The sequence below is a fragment of the Erwinia persicina genome, from assembly GCF_019844095.1.
GTDB classification, from domain to species: Bacteria; Pseudomonadota; Gammaproteobacteria; order Enterobacterales; family Enterobacteriaceae; genus Erwinia; species Erwinia persicina.
In genome coordinates this window covers 2,297,569-2,317,573 of the sequence record NZ_CP082141.1, presented here as the reverse complement: position 1 = coordinate 2,317,573, position 20,005 = coordinate 2,297,569, and the positions used below count along the sequence as shown (strand labels likewise).

At 56.1% G+C, this 20,005-nt stretch carries 14 protein-coding genes; 10 read left to right on the top strand and 4 right to left on the bottom strand.

Translation table 11 applies throughout. The features are described from left to right. The first annotated feature begins 127 nt into the window (after nucleotides 1-127). From sapA to K6L24_RS10450, 6 genes are all read left to right on the top strand, one after another. Entirely contained in the window at nucleotides 128-1,756 is a 1,629-nt protein-coding gene (gene sapA, locus K6L24_RS10475; protein ID WP_222682278.1) for an ABC transporter substrate-binding protein SapA, read from the top strand. Further along, nucleotides 1,753-2,718 carry a putrescine export ABC transporter permease SapB gene (gene sapB, locus K6L24_RS10470; protein ID WP_062743176.1) on the top strand — a complete coding sequence of 322 codons (966 nt, stop codon included), beginning with the start codon at nucleotides 1,753-1,755 and terminating at the stop codon, nucleotides 2,716-2,718. Before sapA ends, sapB begins: the two co-directional genes overlap by 4 nt. Beyond that, nucleotides 2,705-3,595 carry a putrescine export ABC transporter permease SapC gene (gene sapC / locus K6L24_RS10465; protein ID WP_062743175.1) on the top strand — a complete coding sequence of 297 codons (891 nt, stop codon included), beginning with the start codon at nucleotides 2,705-2,707 and terminating at the stop codon, nucleotides 3,593-3,595. Before sapB ends, sapC begins: the two co-directional genes overlap by 14 nt. Continuing rightward, nucleotides 3,595-4,590, top strand: a complete 996-nt coding sequence (gene sapD, locus K6L24_RS10460) for a putrescine export ABC transporter ATP-binding protein SapD (RefSeq protein WP_222682277.1) — start codon at nucleotides 3,595-3,597, stop codon at nucleotides 4,588-4,590. The genes sapC and sapD overlap by 1 nt, the downstream gene beginning before the upstream one ends. Then, complete coding sequence (gene sapF / locus K6L24_RS10455; RefSeq protein ID WP_222682276.1) at nucleotides 4,587-5,393, top strand: putrescine export ABC transporter ATP-binding protein SapF; 807 nt, start codon at nucleotides 4,587-4,589, stop codon at nucleotides 5,391-5,393. Before sapD ends, sapF begins: the two co-directional genes overlap by 4 nt. A gap of 144 nt (nucleotides 5,394-5,537) precedes the next feature. Next, on the top strand, nucleotides 5,538-6,695 hold the full coding sequence (locus K6L24_RS10450; RefSeq protein ID WP_062743172.1) for a CMD domain-containing protein: 1,158 nt from the start codon (nucleotides 5,538-5,540) through the stop codon (nucleotides 6,693-6,695). Here the strand turns inward: K6L24_RS10450 and K6L24_RS10445 are convergent. The 4 genes from K6L24_RS10445 to K6L24_RS10430 form a co-directional block, all read right to left on the bottom strand. Then, entirely contained in the window at nucleotides 6,673-7,569 is an 897-nt protein-coding gene (locus tag K6L24_RS10445) for a LysR family transcriptional regulator (RefSeq protein WP_062743171.1), read from the bottom strand. The two genes, K6L24_RS10450 and K6L24_RS10445, sit on opposite strands and share 23 nt — an antisense overlap. A 54-nt stretch (nucleotides 7,570-7,623) precedes the next feature. Further along, nucleotides 7,624-8,367: a YnfC family lipoprotein gene (locus K6L24_RS10440; RefSeq protein WP_222682275.1), complete on the bottom strand. Its 744-nt coding sequence runs from the start codon at nucleotides 8,365-8,367 to the stop codon at nucleotides 7,624-7,626. Between the two features lie 120 nt (nucleotides 8,368-8,487). Beyond that, nucleotides 8,488-9,210 (bottom strand): YnfC family lipoprotein, encoded by a 723-nt coding sequence (locus K6L24_RS10435; RefSeq protein WP_137269381.1) that lies wholly within the window; start codon nucleotides 9,208-9,210, stop codon nucleotides 8,488-8,490. Nucleotides 9,211-9,298: 88 nt separating this feature from the next. Beyond that, a complete protein-coding gene (locus K6L24_RS10430; protein WP_062743168.1) occupies nucleotides 9,299-10,888 on the bottom strand; it encodes a PTS transporter subunit EIIC in 1,590 nt (529 codons plus the stop codon). Between the two features lie 242 nt (nucleotides 10,889-11,130). Here K6L24_RS10430 and K6L24_RS10425 point away from each other — a divergent pair, with 242 nt between their 5' ends. From K6L24_RS10425 to pdeR, 4 genes are all read left to right on the top strand, one after another. Then, the gene (locus K6L24_RS10425) at nucleotides 11,131-13,437 is read left to right on the top strand and encodes an FdhF/YdeP family oxidoreductase (RefSeq protein WP_137269382.1); all 2,307 of its coding nucleotides are present in this window, start codon (nucleotides 11,131-11,133) and stop codon (nucleotides 13,435-13,437) included. Between the two features lie 128 nt (nucleotides 13,438-13,565). Continuing rightward, nucleotides 13,566-15,509: an exoribonuclease II gene (locus K6L24_RS10420; RefSeq protein WP_062743166.1), complete on the top strand. Its 1,944-nt coding sequence runs from the start codon at nucleotides 13,566-13,568 to the stop codon at nucleotides 15,507-15,509. A gap of 182 nt (nucleotides 15,510-15,691) precedes the next feature. Continuing rightward, the gene (locus K6L24_RS10415; protein WP_222682274.1) at nucleotides 15,692-17,758 is read left to right on the top strand and encodes a carbon starvation CstA family protein; all 2,067 of its coding nucleotides are present in this window, start codon (nucleotides 15,692-15,694) and stop codon (nucleotides 17,756-17,758) included. Nucleotides 17,759-18,010: 252 nt separating this feature from the next. After that, nucleotides 18,011-20,002, top strand: a complete 1,992-nt coding sequence (gene pdeR, locus K6L24_RS10410) for a cyclic di-GMP phosphodiesterase (protein WP_222682273.1) — start codon at nucleotides 18,011-18,013, stop codon at nucleotides 20,000-20,002. Nucleotides 20,003-20,005: the final 3 nt, after the last annotated feature.

Below are 20,005 nucleotides of genomic sequence, written 5' to 3'. Positions count from 1 at the left end.
TATTCGCCTCCCCCACTTTCTCTCTGGCGATCTTTCTGCCGAAAAACGGTGACGACCCGCTGCAAACTTTGGGTGCAGCCTGAGAGTGCGGTACACTGTGTTTATTGCCTGAATTTTCAGAAGAGTTATGCGCAAACTAATCTCTACTCTGCTTCTCAGCCTGAGTACGCTGAGTGCTCCGGTCTGGTCATCAACGCCTGGCGATATTCGCCAGAGCGGCTTCGTGTATTGCGTTAATGGCGTGATGAATACCTTTAACCCTCAGCTGGCCAGCAGTGGACTGGTGGTTGATACCCTCGCTGCGCAGCTTTATGATCGGTTGCTTGACGTTGACCCTTATACCTACCGGCTGATCCCCGAACTGGCTGAAAGTTGGGAGGTGATGGATGACGGCGCGACCTATCGTTTCCATCTCAGGCAGAAGGTTCCCTTCCAGAAGACCGCGTGGTTTACCCCCACCCGGACGATGAACGCCGATGACGTCGTGTTCAGCTTTGAACGGATATTTAACCGCAAGCATCCCTGGCATAATGTGAACGGCGGCAGCTACCCCTATTTTGACAGCCTGCAGTTTTCAGACGCGGTACAGAGCGTGAGGAAACTGGACAAAAATACGGTAGAGATCCGTCTTAACAGTCCCGATGCCTCATTTCTCTGGCACCTGGCCACCCACTATGCGCCCGTACTGTCAGCGGAGTATGCCGACCAGTTGACCCGGGTCGATCGCCAGGAACAGCTGGATCGGGAACCGGTAGGTACCGGGCCTTTTATGCTCAATGACTACCGCGCCGGCCAGTACGTTCGTCTGCAGCGAAACGATGCCTACTGGAAAGGTAAGCCGCGTATGTCACAGGTGGTGATTGATATGGGCGCAGGTGGCACCGGCCGCATGTCTAAGCTGCTGACGGGCGAGTGTGATGTGCTGGCCTACCCTGCAGCCAGTCAGCTGTCAGTTTTACGCGACGACCCTCGTCTGCGCCTGACACTGCGGCCCGGGATGAATATTGCCTATCTGGCATTCAATACCCGCAAAGCGCCGCTTGACCGCCCCGAAGTGCGTCAGGCACTGGCGCTGGCGATCAACAATGAACGCCTGATGGAGTCTATTTATTACGGCACGGCAGAAACTGCCGCCTCTATTCTGCCTCGTGCCTCCTGGGCCTACGACACCGATGCGCGGGTGACGCCGTATAACCCGCAGAAGGCACGCGAGGCATTGAAGGCGCTGGGCATTGAAGATCTGCATCTGAACCTGTGGGTCCCTTCTGCCTCGCAGTCGTGGAACCCAAGCCCGATGAAAACAGCAGAGTTAATCCAGGCGGACCTGGCGCAGGTGGGCGTGAAAGTCACCATCGTGCAGGTTGAAGGCCGCTTCCAGGAGGCACGGCTGATGGAGATGAATCACGACCTGACGCTGACGGGGTGGGCAACGGACAGTAATGACCCGGACAGCTTCTTCCGCCCTCTCCTCAGCTGTGCAGCCATTGCGTCACAAACAAATTATGCTCACTGGTGTAATTCTGGCTTTGATGAATTACTGCACAAAGCGCTGCTGTCGCAACAGCTGGCGAAACGCATCGACTATTACGATCGCGCTCAGGCGATGCTGTCTCAGGAACTGCCCGTTCTGCCGCTGGCCTATTCCCTTCGGTTGCAGGCTTATCGCTACGACATTAAAGGTCTGGTACTGAGCCCATTCGGTAATGCTTCATTTGCGGGTGTCCACCGTGATGACGGCAAGGAGAAGTCACCGTGATTATCTATACGCTTCGCAGGCTGGTGCTGTTTATTGTCACGCTGTTTATGCTGACGCTGCTTGGATTCAGCCTCAGCTACTTTACCCCTCACGCCCCTCTGCAGGGGGCCTCACTGCTGGATGCCTGGTGGTTCTGGTTTAAGGGCATCCTGCAGCTGGATTTCGGCGTATCCAGCATTAACGGTCAGTCCATCAATCTGCAGTTGCGGGAGGTATTTCCGGCCACGCTGGAGCTCTGCTTCATGGCCTTCTCCCTCGCGCTGATGGTCGGCATCCCGCTGGGTATCGCCGCCGGGGTCATGCGTAACAAGTGGCAGGATAAGGCGATCAGCGCAGTGGCGCTGTTGGGCTTTTCGCTGCCGGTATTCTGGCTGGCACTGCTACTGACGCTGTTTTTCTCGCTCAATCTCGGCTGGCTGCCGGTTTCCGGACGTTTAGACCTGCTTTATCCCGTACAGCAGCTCACCGGATTTGCGCTGATTGACGCCTGGCTGACCGACTCACCATGGCGCCATGAAATGATTATCAGCGCCCTGAAGCATATGGTGCTGCCGGTAACCGCACTGGCCGTCGCCCCCACCACGGAGGTGATCCGCCTGCTGCGTATCAGCACCCGTGAAGTCATGGAGCAGAACTATGTTAAGGCCGCGGCGACGCGCGGGCTGTCTCTGTTGACCATCATTCGTCGCCACGTGCTGCATAACGCGCTGCCGCCGGTGATCCCCCGCCTGGGGCTGCAGTTTTCGACGATGCTGACGCTGGCGATGATCACGGAGATGGTCTTCAGCTGGCCAGGGCTGGGTCGCTGGCTGATTAATGCTATCCGCCAGCAGGACTATGCGGCGATCTCCGCCGGGGTGATGGTCGTGGGTGGACTGGTGATTGCCGTGAACGTGCTCTCAGATATTTTAGGTGCTATGACAAATCCGCTGAAACACAAGGAGTGGTATGCCCTCCGATAATATTTACGCTGAAAAGCGGCCACCCAGCCCACTGCGTCATACGTGGGGGCTGTTCTATCGCGATACCACGGCGATGATCGGTTTTTACGCGTTTATTGCCGTGCTGCTGCTGTGTATTTTTGGCGGGCTGCTGGCGCCATATGGGCTGGATCAACAGTTTCTGGGCTATCAGCTTCTGCCCCCTTCGTGGTCACATTATGGCGACGTCTCGTTCTTCCTGGGCACCGACGATCTGGGGCGGGACCTGTTGAGCCGGTTGTTGAGCGGCGCCGCTCCGACGGTGGGTTCAGCGATTGTGGTGACGCTCTTAGCCTCGCTGTGTGCGATGGTGCTTGGGGTGATGGCCGGGCTGACCCACGGACTGCGTTCAGCGGTAATGAATCATATTCTCGACACGCTGCTGTCGATTCCTTCTCTGCTGCTGGCCATTATTGTCGTGGCTTTTCTCGGGCCCCGGCTGGAACACGCCATGCTGGCAGTCTATCTGGCTATTCTTCCCCGACTGGTGCGCGCCATTTACAGTGCGGTACATGAAGAGCTGGAAAAAGAGTATGTGGTAGCCGCCCGTCTGGATGGCGCCAGCAGTCTGGATATCCTTTGGTATGCGATCCTGCCGAATATTCTGGCGCTGCTGGTCACGGAGTTTACCCGTGCCCTGTCCATGGCGATCCTCGATATCGCTGCGCTGGGTTTTCTCGATTTAGGCGCCCAGCTTCCCTCACCGGAATGGGGTGCGATGCTGGGTGATTCGTTAGAGCTGATATATGTTGCCCCCTGGACCGTGATGTTACCCGGCGCGGCGATTATGCTGAGTGTCTTGATTGTTAACCTGTTGGGTGACGGCGTTCGCCGGGCCATCGATGCGGGAGTTGAATAATGCCGCTGCTCGATATTCGTAACCTGACCATTGAATTTATGACGGCCGACGGGCCGGTGAAAGCAGTGGATCGGGTCAGTATGACGCTGACCGAAGGCGAAGTGCGTGGCCTGGTCGGTGAATCCGGTTCAGGTAAAAGCCTGATTGCCAAAGCTATCTGCGGCGTGACCAAGGATAACTGGCGCATCACCGCAGACCGGATGCGCTTTGATGATATTGACCTGCTCCATCTGTCGCCACGTGAACGACGTAAAATCGTCGGCCATAACGTATCGATGATTTTTCAGGAACCCCAGTCGTGCCTCGATCCATCGGAAAGTATTGGTACTCAGCTCAAACAGGCCATCCCTCGCTGGACGTGGAAAGGCCGCTGGTATCAGCGCTTCGGCTGGCGTCACAGCCGGGCAATTGAGCTGCTGCACCGCGTGGGTATCAAAGATCACAAAGACATTATGAGCAGCTTCCCCTACGAGCTGACTGACGGGGAGTGTCAGAAGGTCATGATTGCTATCGCGCTGGCGAATCAGCCACGCCTGCTGATTGCGGATGAGCCGACGAATGCCATGGAGCCGACTACCCAGGCGCAGATTTTCCGCCTGCTGTCGCGTCTGAACCAGAATAATAACACCACGATACTGTTGATCAGTCACGATCTGCAGATGCTCAGTCACTGGGCAGACCGGATTAATGTTATGTACTGCGGGCAAACGGTAGAAACGGCGCTCAGTGAAGACCTGATCACCGCGCCTCACCATCCTTATACCCAGGCCCTGATCCGCGCCATGCCCGATTTTGGCCGATCGCTGCCGCATAAAAGCCGCCTGAATACACTGCCGGGGGCGATCCCGTCGCTGGAGCATTTACCGATTGGCTGCCGCCTGGGCCCGCGCTGTCCCTACGCGCAGAAGACCTGCATTGAAACACCGCGCCTCTCCGGATCGAAAAGTCACCTGTTTGCCTGCCACTTCCCACTGAATATGGAGAGTCAGTCATGATTGAAACGCTGCTGGAAGTGCGCAACCTGAGTAAAACGTTCCGTTACCGTACCGGGCTGTTCCGACGACAGCACGTTGAGGCCGTCAAAGACGTCAGTTTTACTCTGCAGGAGCGCCAGACGCTGGCGATCATCGGAGAAAACGGTTCCGGGAAGTCAACGCTTGCCCGCATGCTCAGCGGCATGATTGCCCCATCTGCCGGTGAAATTGTCATTGACGATCATCCGCTGGAGTACGGCGATTATGGCTATCGCAGCCAGCGTATCCGTATGATATTTCAGGACCCTTCGACGTCCCTTAATCCCCGTCAGCGTATCAGTCAGATCCTGGATTTCCCGTTGAGGCTGAATACCGAGCTGAACACGGAGGAACGGGAAAAGCGTATCATCGCCACGCTGCGTCAGGTGGGGCTGTTACGCGATCACGCCTCCTATTATCCGCACATGCTCGCGCCCGGTCAGAAACAGCGCATCGGACTGGCGCGCGCCCTGATCCTCCAACCCAAGGTGATTGTGGCCGATGAGGCGCTGGCTGCGCTGGATATGTCGATGCGTTCGCAGCTGATTAATCTGATGCTGGAGCTGCAGGCGAAACACGGAATTTCCTATATCTACGTGACTCAGCATCTGGGCATGATGAAACACATCAGTGACAAGGTGCTGGTGATGCACCAGGGCGAAGTGGTCGAACGCGGCAGTACGGCTGACGTGCTGGCCTGCCCGCTACATGATTTAACCCGACGTCTGATCTCCAGCCACTTTGGTGAGGCACTGACTGCCGATGCCTGGCGTAAAGATCGTTAATATTCACAGAGGGCGGCTATTCAGGGTCGCCCGGCTCCCTTTCCCCTCCTTATGCTTTCCAGCTATTTGATAGTACGGATCATTATTTCTTTCGCGCTGCGGGTTACGCCAGGATAACTGTGCCGTCATTGAAAAGGAATGATCATGGAACAGCGCCGCTTTACCGGCAATAACCACTGGTATCATGAAACCCAGTCCAGCCTGCCCGCCCAGCGCGCGCCGCTGATGCCTGAAGCTGCCACTGTTGAAGACCGTTTTCTGTTGGGTCTGGCGCAGCAGTTGGAAGGAGAACTGAACACCATTTTGCAGGAAAGACAGCCAATCCTGCTGGCTTCCCGCGATCTCTATCAGCTGCTTTTCCCGGCCGAACTCACCACCACACTCACCCACACTCTGACGCTCTACGATCGTCTTAGCGTCGCCCTGACGGTGGCCCAGGTGACCGGTGTGCAGCGACTGTGCAACCACTATGCTGCCCGTCTGAACCCGCTGCCGGGGCCGGACTCATCAAGGGAGAGTAATCATCGTCTGACGCAGATTACCGAGTACGCTCGCCAGCTCGCCAGCCAGCCCACGCTGATTGACGCCGTGTCCGTGCAGCGTCTTGACGAGGTGGGTTTAAGTGCGCCCGATATCATCAGCCTCGGTCAGATTGTTGGCTTTGTCAGCTATCAGGCCCGCGTCGTTGCAGGCATCCACGCCATGCTGGCGCTGCCGGTACGCTGGATGCCCGGCGTGACCATCCCGCCTGATGCCTGTTCTGAGACGCTGCTGGCAGGCAGCCAGTGGCGTCCTGCGCTGCCCCCCCTGGAATTGCGCTATGCCGCACCGGACCAGCTTGAGGCGTTAACCTTTTGCCAGCCGCTGTCGGAGCTGCAAGATGCTGCCTGGCTGTTCGCGCACGACGGTAAGGTGTTGTACGGCTGGGGACGTCTGTTGGATACCCTGAAAACAGCGCGCAGTCACAGCGCGTCGCGGCTGGCCGCTGCTGTCACCTCGCGTATCAACGGCAGTGCCTCTTGTTTCGTACGCTACACCGCAGACAGTGACCTCTTTACAGCCTTGCATGAGGGCGTGGAACAGGGGCTGAAAGCCGCAGACAGTCAGCAGCAGGTGTTAATCGCTCTTGCGGCACAGCTGACCCGATCCCCGGAGCGGGTCAACGCCGCGCATATTCAACCGCTGAAAGATGCCGGGTTGAGCAGCGGCCAGGTCTTTGATGTGATCCTCAGCGTTGCCGCCACCAGTTGGGGTAACCGCCTGATGCAGGGGCTGGGTATCAGTTCATTAGCCAGCGCCTGACCTCATCAAAAAAGTGCTGCGCCAAGGGCGTGGCGCGGCCCGGCTCCGCGATCACCACAGCCCCCTGGCGGGACATGGGCGGTAGCGCCATTTTGCGGCGTTGCAGCCCGCTGGTCATCCCGTCGATCAGGTGCCCGACCGGCGATACCATACACCCTAATCCTACCTGAACGCCCTGCAACAGCTGGAACACCGAGGTGGTTTCCAGAACAACGCGCATCGACAGCCCGGCCTCCCGGAAGTGGCCGTCAACGTAACGACGAAAATAGCGCGTCTGTTCTGCCAGGCACAGCGGCAGTGCCGCGACATCGTGCAGCGCCAGCAGACTGTCGCCTTCCAGTTGCGGAAAATGCTGAGGATGATAAAGCAGCTCCACGCCGTTATCCGCCAGTGTCTCGGCCTGGAAATGCAACTCACGCAGCGTCGCCAGCTCGAAGAAGCCGATGCCGACATCCACCGTATGACTGTTCAGTGCCTCCAGCAGCTGGTCGGCACTCAGCACCGCGACCCGGTAGTCGAGCTGGGGATAGCGATCGCTGATGGCTTTCAGCATCACGGCCAGTGACATACTGCACTGGGGCACCACGCCGAGACGCAACGTACCGGTCACGCCGTGCTTCAGAGACTCGACTTCCAGCTTTAGTCCCTGATAGACCGAGACAATTTCCCGCGCCCAGGAGAGTACTCGCTCGCCTTCCGGCGTGAAGCCATCAAAGTTATTACTGCGGTTGATCAGCGACAGCCCCAGCTCACGCTCCAGATTTTTCAGACGCATGGAAAGCGTGGGCTGGCTGACAAAGCTGGCCTCAGCGGCGCGGCCAAAGTGGCGCTCACGCTCCAGGTTGCATAAATAGATGAGCTGTTTAATGTCCATTATGATGATGTCTTCGTTAGTGTGCGAACGCGTGCGCCGCCGGCCGGGCTGCTGCTAATAAAATTCACTGACCAGCGTCGACCGGCGTTCAATGATGGTATCACCGGGCGTGGTTTTAATCGTATAGCGGCAGGAAGTGGGAACGCCCTGCTGATACTCACAGCGCGTGGTGATTTCTCTGGTCGAGGCCGGGTAGGTGGTGATCAACACCCCATCCAGCAGTTTATCCGCCTGTGCCTGAGCAAATGTCTGTTTGTCATCGCTGATCAGACGAGCCCCTTCCCTCATATTCCGCCTGGCCATTCGCCCCTGCTCGTCGTAGGTGATGTCAATGCGCAGAGGATCCGGGGTGGACGAGAAAGCTGAAATCAGCCCACGGTCGTTGTAACGGATGTCCAGCGTAGAATCGCCGCGGGTTTTTGATACAACGTTGCACTTGTCGTCCAGTTTCATCAATACCGGTTTACCGTTCTCCTCACCGACCAGCGTATCTTTGTCCCGGCGCAGGCTGGTGTTCGAGTGGATTTTGCGGTCGTTAATTAAGTAGAGGCTGGTCACGTCAACATCGGTGAGACAGCCCTGCTGGTCGAAGCGGGCCGTGACTTCGTGCTCTTTCTCACCGCTGGCACCGGACAACGTCTGATGGGTGCTTTTCAGCTTTCCGGGGATGGGTTCGAAGAGAAAAAGCGTCGACATATTTCTGACCGTTGTCGATACGCCTCGGGGTTCTTCATGCTTACAGCCGGTAAGCAGCAGCACAGGCAACAGCAGCGCCAGCGTTGTCTTCATCGTATCCATGCAGTGTGAGTCCTGTCAGTTTAGTCATTTTTATTCATAATGATGCCTTTTGATGCCCACTATGATGATATCTTAGCCCGTATTTGTGTGCGAAACCGTATCCCGATGAGCGGGCTGCTGTTAATAAAACTCACTGGCCAGCTTTGCATGGCGTTCCGTCACCGTGTCACTTGTGGACGTTTTCACCGTGAACATGCAGCTGACAGGCACGGCCTGCTGATACTCACAGCGGGTGGTGGTCTGCCGGGTGCCGTCTGGCGTTGTGCTTTTCGTGACGGCATCAGAAGGTTTATCACCGGCGTCTGACGCGTATTTTTGTACGCCTTCTGAAATCTGACGATCGCCGCTGAACGCTTTCTGTCCTGTCGGGCGGCCCTGTGCATCATAGGTCAGTTCGACGCGGAAATCGGACTGGTGGGAGGAGAGCCCGGAAATCAGGCCCTGCTTATTGTAGGCGATATCAATGGTAAAATTTCCGCTGGTTTTGGACAGCACGTTGCACTCGCTGTCCAGTTTAAGCACCAGGGGTTTACCATTTTCTTCTCCGACGAGCTGGTCTTTCTCCCGCCGTGCGCTGATACTGCCGATATCGAGATTAGTGACCTCAAAATCCGTCACGCAGCCGTTTTTATCGAAATTAAACACCCCGTCATAACGCTTTTCACCGTTATCTTCGAAAATCGTCTGATGGGTGCTCTTCAGTTTTCCGGGGATGGCCTCAAACTGATAAAGATAAGACAGATTCCTGATTTTCCTGGCAATGCCTTCATCTTCCTCTTGCTGACAGCCAGCAAGTAGCAGCAGCGGCAACAGCAGTACCGCCGTCGTTTTCATCGTGTCCATGTCACCCGTATCCTGTCCGCGTAATCAGATTTACGCAATATTATCGGCAGGTTAGCGCCATTCTTCAGCGGACATCATACCCGGCTGCTCAGGACATCCCTAACGCACTTTTGACGTCATTCGCGATTTTTTCTACCTGCGGCCCATAAATCACCTGCACGTCGTGGTCGCTGACGCGATTAACACCGTTGGCACCGGTCGTCATCAGCGTCTGATCGACGACTTCATTCATCTGTTTTACCTTCACCCGCAGACGCGTAAAGCAGCAGTCAACGTCCTCGATATTGCCCTCGCCGCCCAGTCCGCTGATGATCACCCGGGTACGTTCATCCGCCGTGACGCTAACCTGCGGTAGGGCCTCATCCGACTCGCGGCCCGGCGTCTCCACCCTCATGCGCAGAATGATAAAGCGGAAACCATAATAGTAAATCGGCACATAAATCAGCCCCAGCCCGACGCTCCACCACCACGCCGTTTTACTGCCGCCGAGGATCCCGAACACCACCAGGTCAATCGCCCCCCCCTGGACATTGCCAATCATCAGGTGCATCAGCGACATGAGCATAAACGACAGCCCGCTCAACAGGGCATGGAAGAGATAGAGCACCGGCGACACGAAAATAAAGCAGAATTCCAGTGGCTCAGTAATGCCGGTAGTAAAAGAGGTCAGCGCCCCGGCCAGCACCAGTGCCTTGACTCGCTGCTTATGTTCCGGCCGGGCGCAGTGGTACATCGCCAGCGCGGCCGCAGGCAGGCCAAACATCATTACCGGGATTTTCCCCTGGGCCAGAAAACGCGTGGCTTCCTGCACCGTCGCATCCGGCACCGATCCGGGATGGGTGAGTGAAGTATTGAAAATATTCAGCGCGCCCACAATGGTCTGCCCGTCTACCGTTGCAATACCGCCGATGGGGGTAAAGCGCACCGTTTCATTCAAAATATGGTGCAGACCGGTCGGGATCAGTAGCCGTTCACTGGTGCCATAGAGAAAGGCGCCGTACTGGCCGCTTTTGCCGATCAGCTCTCCCACCCAGGCAATGCCGGCGCCAATGGTGGGCCAGATCAGGGCCAGCAGCACGCCGATCAGGGGCAGCACCAGCACGGTAACGATCGGCACAAACCGCCGCCCGCCGAAGAAAGCAATCGCTGCCGGCAGTTGGATCGTATAACAGCGATTGTGGATCATGACCGTCACCAGGCCGGCGATTACCCCGCCAAGCACGCTCATGTTGTAAGTGAAAATCCCCAGCATCTGGATATATTCCGCCGAGGTCATCATTGCGGCGGTCTGATCCATCCCCTGCTGTTGCAGCGCGGCGGCGGTGGTGGTGGCCGCGGTCAGCCCGCGGGCACCCAGCGTGGCGCTGATACCGACATGCAGAGCAATAAAGCCTATCACCGACGCAAACGCCGCCGTGGGCTTTTCCGCCTTCGCCAGACCAATGGCACTGGCAACGGCGAAGAACAGCGGCAGGTTAGCAAACAGCGCACCGGCCACTTTGCGGATAAACCCAATCACCAGTTGGGGTACCTGCATACTGGCAAACGTCTCCCCGGTGATCACCGGGTTCTGCAGCGCCGCCGCCACGCCCAGAAAAATACCGGCGGCGGCAATGACGGAAATCGGCATCATCAGGGCTTTGCCGAAGGCATGGATCTTACTGGCAAACTCTTTCATCAGGACTCTCCCGCTGTAATGACAACCGGCTAAGTATGCGTCGCATCAACCACGATGCCCGCGCCACGCAGACGTTTAAGCGAATATTTTTTGACCAACTTCACACTTTCGCATTTTTCGCGATAAATGCCACCTATCGCACCATCTCTGCAATCAATTAGACAACGGCGCGTTCGGATAGCAAAATCGCCAAAAAGAAGTCATAACTTCTTAACAATTAATCAACATAAGCCTGCGAAAAAATGAAATTTAAAGAAGCCATCAAGCCATACGACGCTGCCGCCGGCGGCTGGGGTTCACTGGAAGCGACCACCCGTTTTGTTTTCGACAGCAAACAGGTGTTAAAAAACATGCGCAATCTGATGCGTATGAACAAGGCGAAAGGCTTTGACTGCCCGGGCTGTGCCTGGGGGGATGATAACAAGAGTACCTTCAGCTTCTGTGAAAATGGCGCTAAAGCCGTCACATGGGAAGCCACCCGCCGCCATATCGGGGCAGACTTCTTCGCCCAGTACAGCGTGTCCGCCCTGCGTCAGCAGAGTGATTATTTCCTTGAATATCAGGGCCGACTGACCGAACCGCTGCGCTATAACCGCGCCACCGATCGCTACGAGCCCATTAGCTGGGACGATGCCTTCGCCCTGATCGCCCGCCATATTAAGGCGATGGATAACCCGAATCGCATGGAGCTGTACACCTCCGGGCGTGCCAGTAATGAAGCCTCATGGCTGTATCAACTCTTTGGCCGCATGAACGGCAGTAACAACTTCCCTGACTGCTCAAATATGTGCCATGAAGCCAGCGGTACCGGCCTGAAGCGCAGTATTGGCGTAGGGAAAGGCACCATTCGCCTGGACGACTTTGACCATGCAGATGCGATCTTTGTCTTCGGGCAGAACCCGGGCACTAACCACCCGCGGATGCTGCACAGCCTGCGCCATGCTGCCGATAACGGTGCGAAAATTGTCACGTTTAACACACTGCGCGAGCGGGGACTGGAGCGCTTTGCCGATCCGCAGAAACCGCTGGAAGTCGTCACCAGCATGGCAGGCAAAATCAGCTCGACTTATTACCAGCCTAATCTCGGCGGTGATATGGCGGCGGTTCGCGGTATGGTGAAAGTGCTGGCCGAAAACCACCGTGCACGGGTGGCGGCCGGTGAGAAAGGTTTGTTTGATGAGATATTTATCAATGCCAGAACCGAGGGGCTGGAAGCGTACCTTGCCGCCGTTGATGCCACTGAATGGTCACATATTGTCAGCCAGTCGGGCCTGAGCGAACAGCAGATCCGTGAAGCGGCGGCGATTTATCAGAGTTCAGAACGGGTGATCTGCACGTGGGCAATGGGCATCACCCAGCATAAGCACTCGGTGGATACCGTACGCGAAATTGTCAATCTGCAACTGCTTTTCGGCCAGTTAGGTAAGAAAGGCGCGGGCCTGTGCCCGGTGCGTGGACACAGCAACGTGCAGGGTAACCGCACGATGGGCATTGATGAAAAACCCTCTCAGGTGTTTCTCGACAGTCTGGGGCAGCATTTTGACTTTGAGCCACCCCGTGAGAGCGGCCACAACACCGTTGAAGCGCTGGAAGCGATGCTGCGTGATGAGATAAAAGTGCTGATCGCCCTGGGAGGCAATCTGGCCGCTGCTGCACCGGACAGCCCGCGCACCGAAGAGGCATTGAAACGCTGCGATCTGACCGTGCAGATCAGCACCAAGCTCAACCGCAGCCACCTGTGCCCGGGGGCGGTTGATGCCCTGATCCTGCCCACCCTGGGCCGCACGGAGCAGGATATTCAGGCGAGCGGCCCGCAGTTTATTACCGTGGAAGACTCCTTCAGCATGGTGCATGCCTCTGAAGGCGTGGGTAAACCGATTGCTACTACCCAGCGTTCTGAAACCTGGATCGTCGCCGGGATTGCCCATGCGGTGCTTGGCAGTGAGAAAGTGGACTGGCTGTCGCTGGCCGGTGATTACAACAAAATCCGCGATCATATTGCCGCTACTTTGCCTGGATTCAGCGATTTTAATGCCAAATGTGACCTGAAAGGCGGGTTCTATTTGGGCAACGCTGCTGCCGAACTGCGTTTCAACACGTTGCACAACAAAGCCCAGTTCAGCGCCGCTAGCCTGCCCGCGTCCCTGTTCCCGCAGCTGGATGTTGAGGTGCCTTTCACACTGCAAACGCTGCGCTCGCATGACCAGTACAACACCACAATCTACGGGCTCGATGACCGCTATCGTGGTGTTTACGGTCAGCGTGAAGTGCTGTTTATCAACCAGCAAGATATGGAAAGAATGGGCTTCGCCGCCGGGGATAATGTGGACATTGAAACCCTGTGGAACGACGGTATCACCCGCAAAGTCAGCGGGTTCAAGCTGGTGCCCTATGCGATCCCTCGCGGTAACCTTGCGGCCTATTATCCCGAAACCAATCCACTGGTTCCGCTCTCCAGTTTTGGTGACGGCAGCGGCACGCCGACGTCTAAGTCAGTGCCGGTGAAAATCAGCCTGTCACCGGCGACAACCGGCTTACGCATCGCCTGATTATCACAGGGCGGCTGGCACAAAACGGCCGCCCTGTGTCTGTAGATGTAACGGCTTTTTACTTGCCGTGACGCGGTTAATCGCGTAAAACTGTCTGCCGCTCTTAGGCCACGAAAACTGTTGAAATTATGTTCCAGGATAACCCGCTGCTCGCGCAGCTTAAAGAGAAACTCCACTCCCAGACGCCGCGTGTTGAAGGTGTGGTAAAAGGCACTGAAAAAGGTTTTGGCTTCCTGGAAGTCGATGCCCAGAAAAGCTACTTTATTCCCCCGCCGTTCATGAAAAAAGTCATGCACGGTGACCGCGTGAGTGCGGTTATTCAGACTGATAAAGATCGTGAAGTTGCCGATCCTGAAACGCTGATAGAACCGTTCCTGACCCGCTTTGTCGGCCGTGTGCAGAAGAAAGACGACCGCCTGTCGATTATTCCTGACCATCCGCTGCTGAGAGACGCCATTCAGTGCCGTCCTGACCGAAATGTGAAGCATGACTTCCAGGCCGGTGACTGGGCCGTTGCGGAAATGCGTCGCCATCCCCTGAAAGGCGATCGCGGTTTTTATGCTGAACTCACAGAATTTATTACCACGGCTGATGACCATTTAGCGCCGTGGTGGGTCACTCTTTCACGCCATAATCTGGAGCGTGAAGCGCCGGACGTGGCCACGCCGGAAGAGATGCTGGACGAACAGCTTGAGCGTGAAGACCTCACCGCCCTCACCTTCGTGACGATCGACAGCGCCAGTACCGAAGATATGGACGATGCGCTGTACGTGGAAGAAGCCGCCGATGGTGCGCTGAAGCTGACGATCGCCATTGCCGATCCGACAGCCTATGTGCCGGCGGGCAGCCAGCTCGATGCGATTGCCGCCGAGCGCTCGTTCACCAACTACCTGCCGGGTTTTAATATCCCGATGCTGCCACGCCAGCTGTCTGATGATATCTGTTCTCTGCGCCCCAACGTGCGCCGTCCGGTGCTGGCGTGCCGCGTCACGGTGGCGGCTGATGGTACGCCGGGCGATGACATTCAGTTCTTTGCAGCCTGGATTGAATCCAAGTCTAAGCTGGTGTACGACAACGTCTCCGACTGGCTGGAAACTGACGGTGCCAGTGACTGGCAGCCGGAAAGCGAAGATATTGCTGAACAGATCCGCCTGCTGCACCGCCTGTGTCTGGCGCGCAGCGTATGGCGTCAGCGTCATGCGCTGGTGTTTAAAGATCGCCCTGACTTCCGCTTCCTGCTGGGCGAGAAAGGCGAGGTGCTGGATATCATTGCTGAACACCGCCGCATCGCCAATCGCATTGTTGAAGAGTCAATGATCCTCGCCAACATCTGCGCGGCCAGTGTACTGCGCGATAAGCTTGGTTTTGGTATTTATAACGTTCACCTGGGCTTCGACGAAGTGAATGCCGAGCAGGCTGCTGCTGTTCTGGCAAATCACGGGGTGGTCGCCGATCCGCTGGCAATCGCCACGCTGGAAGGCTTCCGCACGCTGCGTCGTGAGCTGGATACCCTGCCGACGCAGTTCCTCGACAGCCGTATTCGCCGCTTCCAGTCGTTTGCCGAGGTCAGCATCACGCCGGGGCCGCACTTTGGCCTGGGTCTGGAGGCGTATGCCACCTGGACCTCACCGATCCGTAAGTTTGGCGACATGGTTAACCATCGCCTGCTGAAAGCGATCATTAAGGGCGAAACGGCACACCGTCCTGCTGATGAACTGACGGTGAAAATGGCCGAGCGCCGTCGTCAGAATCGTATGGCAGAGCGTGATGTGGGTGACTGGCTCTACTCCCGCTTCCTGCAGAAGGCGGTTGGCACCGACCAGCGCTTCAGCGCGGAAGTGATCGACGTTTCCCGCGGTGGCATGCGCGTTCGCCTGCAGGATAACGGTGCGGTAGCCTTTATTCCTGCGCCATTCATTCATGCCGTGCGCGATGAGCTGGTATGCAGTAATGAAAATGGCACTGTGCAGATCAAAGGTGAAGTGGTGTACCGCGTCACTGACCTGATTGAAGTGACCATCGCCGAAGTGCGTATGGAAACCCGCAGCGTCGTCGCCCGCCCGGTTGTTTGATATCCCTAACGGGACAGCCTGAGCGCTGTCCCGTTTTTCATTCCCTCCCTGCCTGTCGCGTTCCGCGAATAAGAAAAAACTCTCTGCGCCTCACATTTCTCATTCCATTTACTTTCATAAACATTCTTTTACATTACGTTTAACTTGTCCCCCCTCTTACGGATCTGACAAGGAGTACTGTAATGAAAAACGTCAAAACCGGGCTGGTCTGGTTACTGGTGGCGTTAGCCGGTGCCTGCGCCTTTGCCATGCTGGCGCTCAACCGCGGCGAGCCCGTTAACGCACTGTGGCTGGTAGTGGCTGCCGTCGCCTGCTACAGCATCGCTTATCGTTTTTACAGTCTGTTTATTGCCCGCCGCATCTTCGAACTCGATGACCGTCGTCTGACACCGGCAGAACGCAATAATGATGGGCTCGATTATGTGCCGACCAATAAGTGGGTGCTGTTTGGCCATCATTTTGCCGCTATCGCCGGTGCCGGCCCCCTTGTCGGCCCGGTCCTTGCCGCGCAAATGGGGTTCCTGCCCGGTACGCTGTGGATCCTGATTGGGGTGATGATGGCCGGTGCGGTGCAGGACTTCCTCATCCTGTTTATTTCCACGCGCCGCGATGGCCGTTCGCTGGGCGAGATGGCAAAACAGGAGTTAGGGGCTTTCGCCGGCGTGATCACCATGCTGGGGGCGCTGGGGGTGATGATTATTATTCTCTCCGCGCTGGCGCTGGTGGTGGTGAAGGCACTGACCAACAGCCCGTGGGGATTATTTACCCTGGCAGCGACCCTGCCGATTGCCCTTTTTATGGGCGTATATATGCGTTTTCTGCGGCCGGGTCACATTGCCGAAGTGTCCCTGATCGGTTTTGTGCTTATGATGGCGGCGATTGTCTATGGGGGCGATATTGCCCTGCACCCTTACTGGGGCCCGTTCTTTACCCTTAAGGGCACCACCCTGACGCTGGTGCTGGTGATTTATGGCTTCGTGGCCTCGGTGCTGCCCGTCTGGCTGCTGCTGGCACCGCGTGATTATCTGTCAACATTCCTGAAAATCGGCGTGATCGTTGGCCTGGCCATTGGCATCGTCTTTGCCATGCCGGAAATGAAAATGCCGGCAGTCACCCAATTTATCGATGGCAGCGGCCCGGTATTTTCCGGCGGCCTGTTCCCGTTCCTGTTTATCACTATCGCCTGCGGCGCCATCTCCGGCTTCCATGCGCTGGTGTCCAGCGGCACTACGCCGAAGCTGATTGAACGTGAAAGCCATATTCGCATGATCGGCTATGGCGCGATGCTGATGGAGTCATTCGTGGCTATCATGGCGCTGATTTGCGCCTCAGTGATCGACCCCGGGGTTTACTTCGCCATGAATGCGCCTGCAGCGCTGATAGGTACCACGGTGGAAAGCGCCAGCCAGGCGATCAACGGCTGGGGATTTGTGGTGACACCGGAAATGTTAAGCGCCATTGCCCGCGATGTGGGGGAAACCTCGGTGCTTTCGCGTGCCGGTGGCGCACCCACCTTTGCCGTCGGAATGGCGCACATTATTACCGACGTGTTTAACAGCCGGGCGATGATGGCGTTCTGGTATCACTTCGCCATTTTGTTTGAAGCACTGTTTATTCTGACCGCTGTCGACGCCGGGACACGTGCCTGTCGTTTTATGGTGCAGGACCTGGCCGGGACCATGGTGCCGGCGCTGGCCAATAACCGCTCCTGGGCAGGCAATATTATCGGCACTGCCGTGGCAGTTTCAGGATGGGGTTTCTTTGTTTATCAGGGGGTTATCGACCCGCTCGGCGGCATTAATACCCTCTGGCCGTTATTTGGTATCGGTAACCAGATGCTGGCTTCAATGGCGCTGATCCTCGGTACCGTGGTGTTGTTTAAAATGAAAAAACAGCGCTATGCCTGGGTCACAATTATCCCGACAGTGTGGCTGTTTATCACCTCAATGACCGCCGGATGGCAGAAAATTTTCCACGAGAAGCCCTCTATTGGTTTCCTCGCGCAGGCGAAGAAATTTGGCAAGGGTATTGACCAGGGCATCGTGATCGCCCCGGCAAAAACAGTGGCAGATATGCAGACCATTGTTATCAGCAATCAGATCAATGCCGGACTCTGCGCCTTCTTTATGCTGGTTGCCGTGACGATGCTTGTCGCCGCATTTTTCGCTATTCGCCGTGCCCTGCACAGTGATACCCCGACCGTGCGTGAAAGTCCGATAGTGCTTCGCGACGAGAAAGTCAATATGTGATGAATTTTCCGTCAATTGAGAAGGATTTCAAATACCTCTGCCGTAAGGCAAATATGACCGACAAAGTGATCAACTTAGTCAAATTATCCTGCTAATATGCTCCCCCGATCGCCTGATCGGGGGCTCTTATGCTACCCGGTAATTTTCAGCAAAAAAATATATTCCCCGGGTCACTTGTGATCCAGCTGGTTGCCGAATACTGTTGCTAAAATAAGAAGATACCATCTGCTAAGTCGCATCGAGGGAAACAAAATGACCGATGAACAAGGGCAAACGCTTCTGTATGCGTATTTTGGCACCAGCAGCCCTCATTGGCGTTTATCTTCCGACAGCGATGCACTGCTTTTTGCTGAAGATGAAGGTGGCATCACCAATATTGCCGTTAACCTGACGGCCTCCCAGGCCAGTATGCTGCGCAATATGACGGTCATCACCTCCAGTGTGAATCTCACCATTACGCTTTATGGCACTGAGCTCTCCATGCACCTGGTCGGCCGAAAAGTGTCACAGATTACCTGGGCCGGTACCGCCTCAGCCTGGGGGGATACCTCTTCCGTAGCCCGTGACCTGGTGTTGGGCCTGTCGTTTGCAGAGCAGGTGGTTTCGGAAGCGAATTCGGTAATTGTTATTGTTGATCATCAGGGAAATATTCAGCGTTTTAATCGGTTGTGTGAAGAGTATACCGGCCTTAAAGAACAGGACGTGATTGGCCGCAATGTCTTCCAGCTGTTTATGTCCCGTCAGGAGGCGGCCGCCTCGCGACGCAATATCAGCACATTTTTCCGTGAAGGCAGCTCGTATGAAGTTGAACGCTGGATCAAGACGAAAAAAGGTCAGCGCCTCTTCCTGTTCCGCAATAAATTTGTTCACAGCGGCAGTGGTAAAAACGAAATTTATCTCATCTGTTCCGGAATGGATATCACTGAAGAACGTCGTGCACAGGAGCGTCTGCGGGTACTGGCAAATACGGATACCATCACGGGTCTGCCCAACCGTAATGCCATTAATCACCAAATTACAGAAACGCTGGAAAAACGCACCACCCAGCAGATGGGTGTGGTCTATCTGGATCTTGATAATTTTAAAAAAGTGAACGATGCCTACGGGCATATGTTTGGCGACCAGCTCCTTCAGGCTGTTTCCCTGGCGATCCTCAGCTGTCTGGATAAAACTCAGACACTGGCGCGTCTGGGCGGCGATGAATTTATTGTGCTTGCCGAAGACACCAGCCAGGCTGCATTAGAAGCGATGTCTTCGCGTATTCTTGAGCGGCTTAAACAGCCTTTTCGCATAGGCCTGATCGAAGTCTATTCTGGCTGCTCTATCGGGATTGCCCTCGCCCCGCAGCATGGCGAAGATCGTGAGAGCCTGATCCGTAATGCCGATACGGCAATGTACACGGCGAAAGAAAACGGGCGCGGCAAATTCTGTATTTTTTCTGCCGAGATGAATCAACGCGTCTTTGAATATCTGTGGCTCGACACTAACCTGCGTAAAGCACTGGAACAGCATCAACTGGTGCTGCACTATCAGCCGAAACTGAATGCGGATGGCGCGGTGACCAGCGTTGAAGCACTGGTGCGCTGGATGTCGCCTGAGCGTGGCCTGATCCCCCCGGACAGTTTCATCTCCTATGCCGAAGAGTCCGGTTTGATTATTCCGCTGGGACGCTGGGTGATGCTGGCCGTGCTGGAACAAATCCTGCTCTGGCGGAAACAGGGAATATTTCTGCGCGTCGCGGTCAATGTTTCGCCCCGTCAGCTGGTCGATCAGAATATTTATACCGACCTGAAACTGGCGCTTGATCAGGCCGGTCTGACCCACTGCCCCATTGATATCGAGCTGACGGAAAGCTGCCTGATTGAGAATGAGCAACAGGCACTGATGCTGATGAATCAGTTTCAACAACTGGGTGCGGCCGTTCATCTTGACGATTTCGGCACCGGATATTCCTCGCTGTCACAGCTGGCCCGCGTACCGATAAATGCCATTAAACTGGATCAGAGCTTTATCCGTGGCGTCGATCATCGCGAAGTTTCGCAATCCCTGGTCAGGGCCATCGTTGCCGTTGCCAGAGCGCTTAACTTAGAAGTGATTGCGGAGGGGATTGAAACTGAAGAAGAGGCTGAGTTTGTCAGAGCAAGCGGTGTGCACACCCGTCAGGGCTTTTTGTATGCGAAGCCAATGCCCGCTGACGAACTCGAGCACTGGCTTCTACGGCATCATGCCACTAATCGTCCGTGAGGG

What these genes read in the sequence shown, in the direction of transcription:
- K6L24_RS10430 (WP_062743168.1), bottom strand. Translation starts at nt 10,888, where the DNA reads ATGAAAGAGTTTGCCAGTAAGATCCATGCCTTCGGCAAAGCCCTGATG.
- K6L24_RS10450 (WP_062743172.1), top strand. Translation starts at nt 5,538, where the DNA reads ATGGAACAGCGCCGCTTTACCGGCAATAACCACTGGTATCATGAAACC.
- K6L24_RS10435 (WP_137269381.1), bottom strand. Translation starts at nt 9,210, where the DNA reads ATGGACACGATGAAAACGACGGCGGTACTGCTGTTGCCGCTGCTGCTA.
- pdeR (WP_222682273.1), top strand. Translation starts at nt 18,011, where the DNA reads ATGACCGATGAACAAGGGCAAACGCTTCTGTATGCGTATTTTGGCACC.
- sapC (WP_062743175.1), top strand. Translation starts at nt 2,705, where the DNA reads ATGCCCTCCGATAATATTTACGCTGAAAAGCGGCCACCCAGCCCACTG.
- K6L24_RS10415 (WP_222682274.1), top strand. Translation starts at nt 15,692, where the DNA reads ATGAAAAACGTCAAAACCGGGCTGGTCTGGTTACTGGTGGCGTTAGCC.
- K6L24_RS10425 (WP_137269382.1), top strand. Translation starts at nt 11,131, where the DNA reads ATGAAATTTAAAGAAGCCATCAAGCCATACGACGCTGCCGCCGGCGGC.
- K6L24_RS10445 (WP_062743171.1), bottom strand. Translation starts at nt 7,569, where the DNA reads ATGGACATTAAACAGCTCATCTATTTATGCAACCTGGAGCGTGAGCGC.
- sapA (WP_222682278.1), top strand. Translation starts at nt 128, where the DNA reads ATGCGCAAACTAATCTCTACTCTGCTTCTCAGCCTGAGTACGCTGAGT.
- sapD (WP_222682277.1), top strand. Translation starts at nt 3,595, where the DNA reads ATGCCGCTGCTCGATATTCGTAACCTGACCATTGAATTTATGACGGCC.
- K6L24_RS10420 (WP_062743166.1), top strand. Translation starts at nt 13,566, where the DNA reads ATGTTCCAGGATAACCCGCTGCTCGCGCAGCTTAAAGAGAAACTCCAC.
- K6L24_RS10440 (WP_222682275.1), bottom strand. Translation starts at nt 8,367, where the DNA reads ATGGATACGATGAAGACAACGCTGGCGCTGCTGTTGCCTGTGCTGCTG.
- sapF (WP_222682276.1), top strand. Translation starts at nt 4,587, where the DNA reads ATGATTGAAACGCTGCTGGAAGTGCGCAACCTGAGTAAAACGTTCCGT.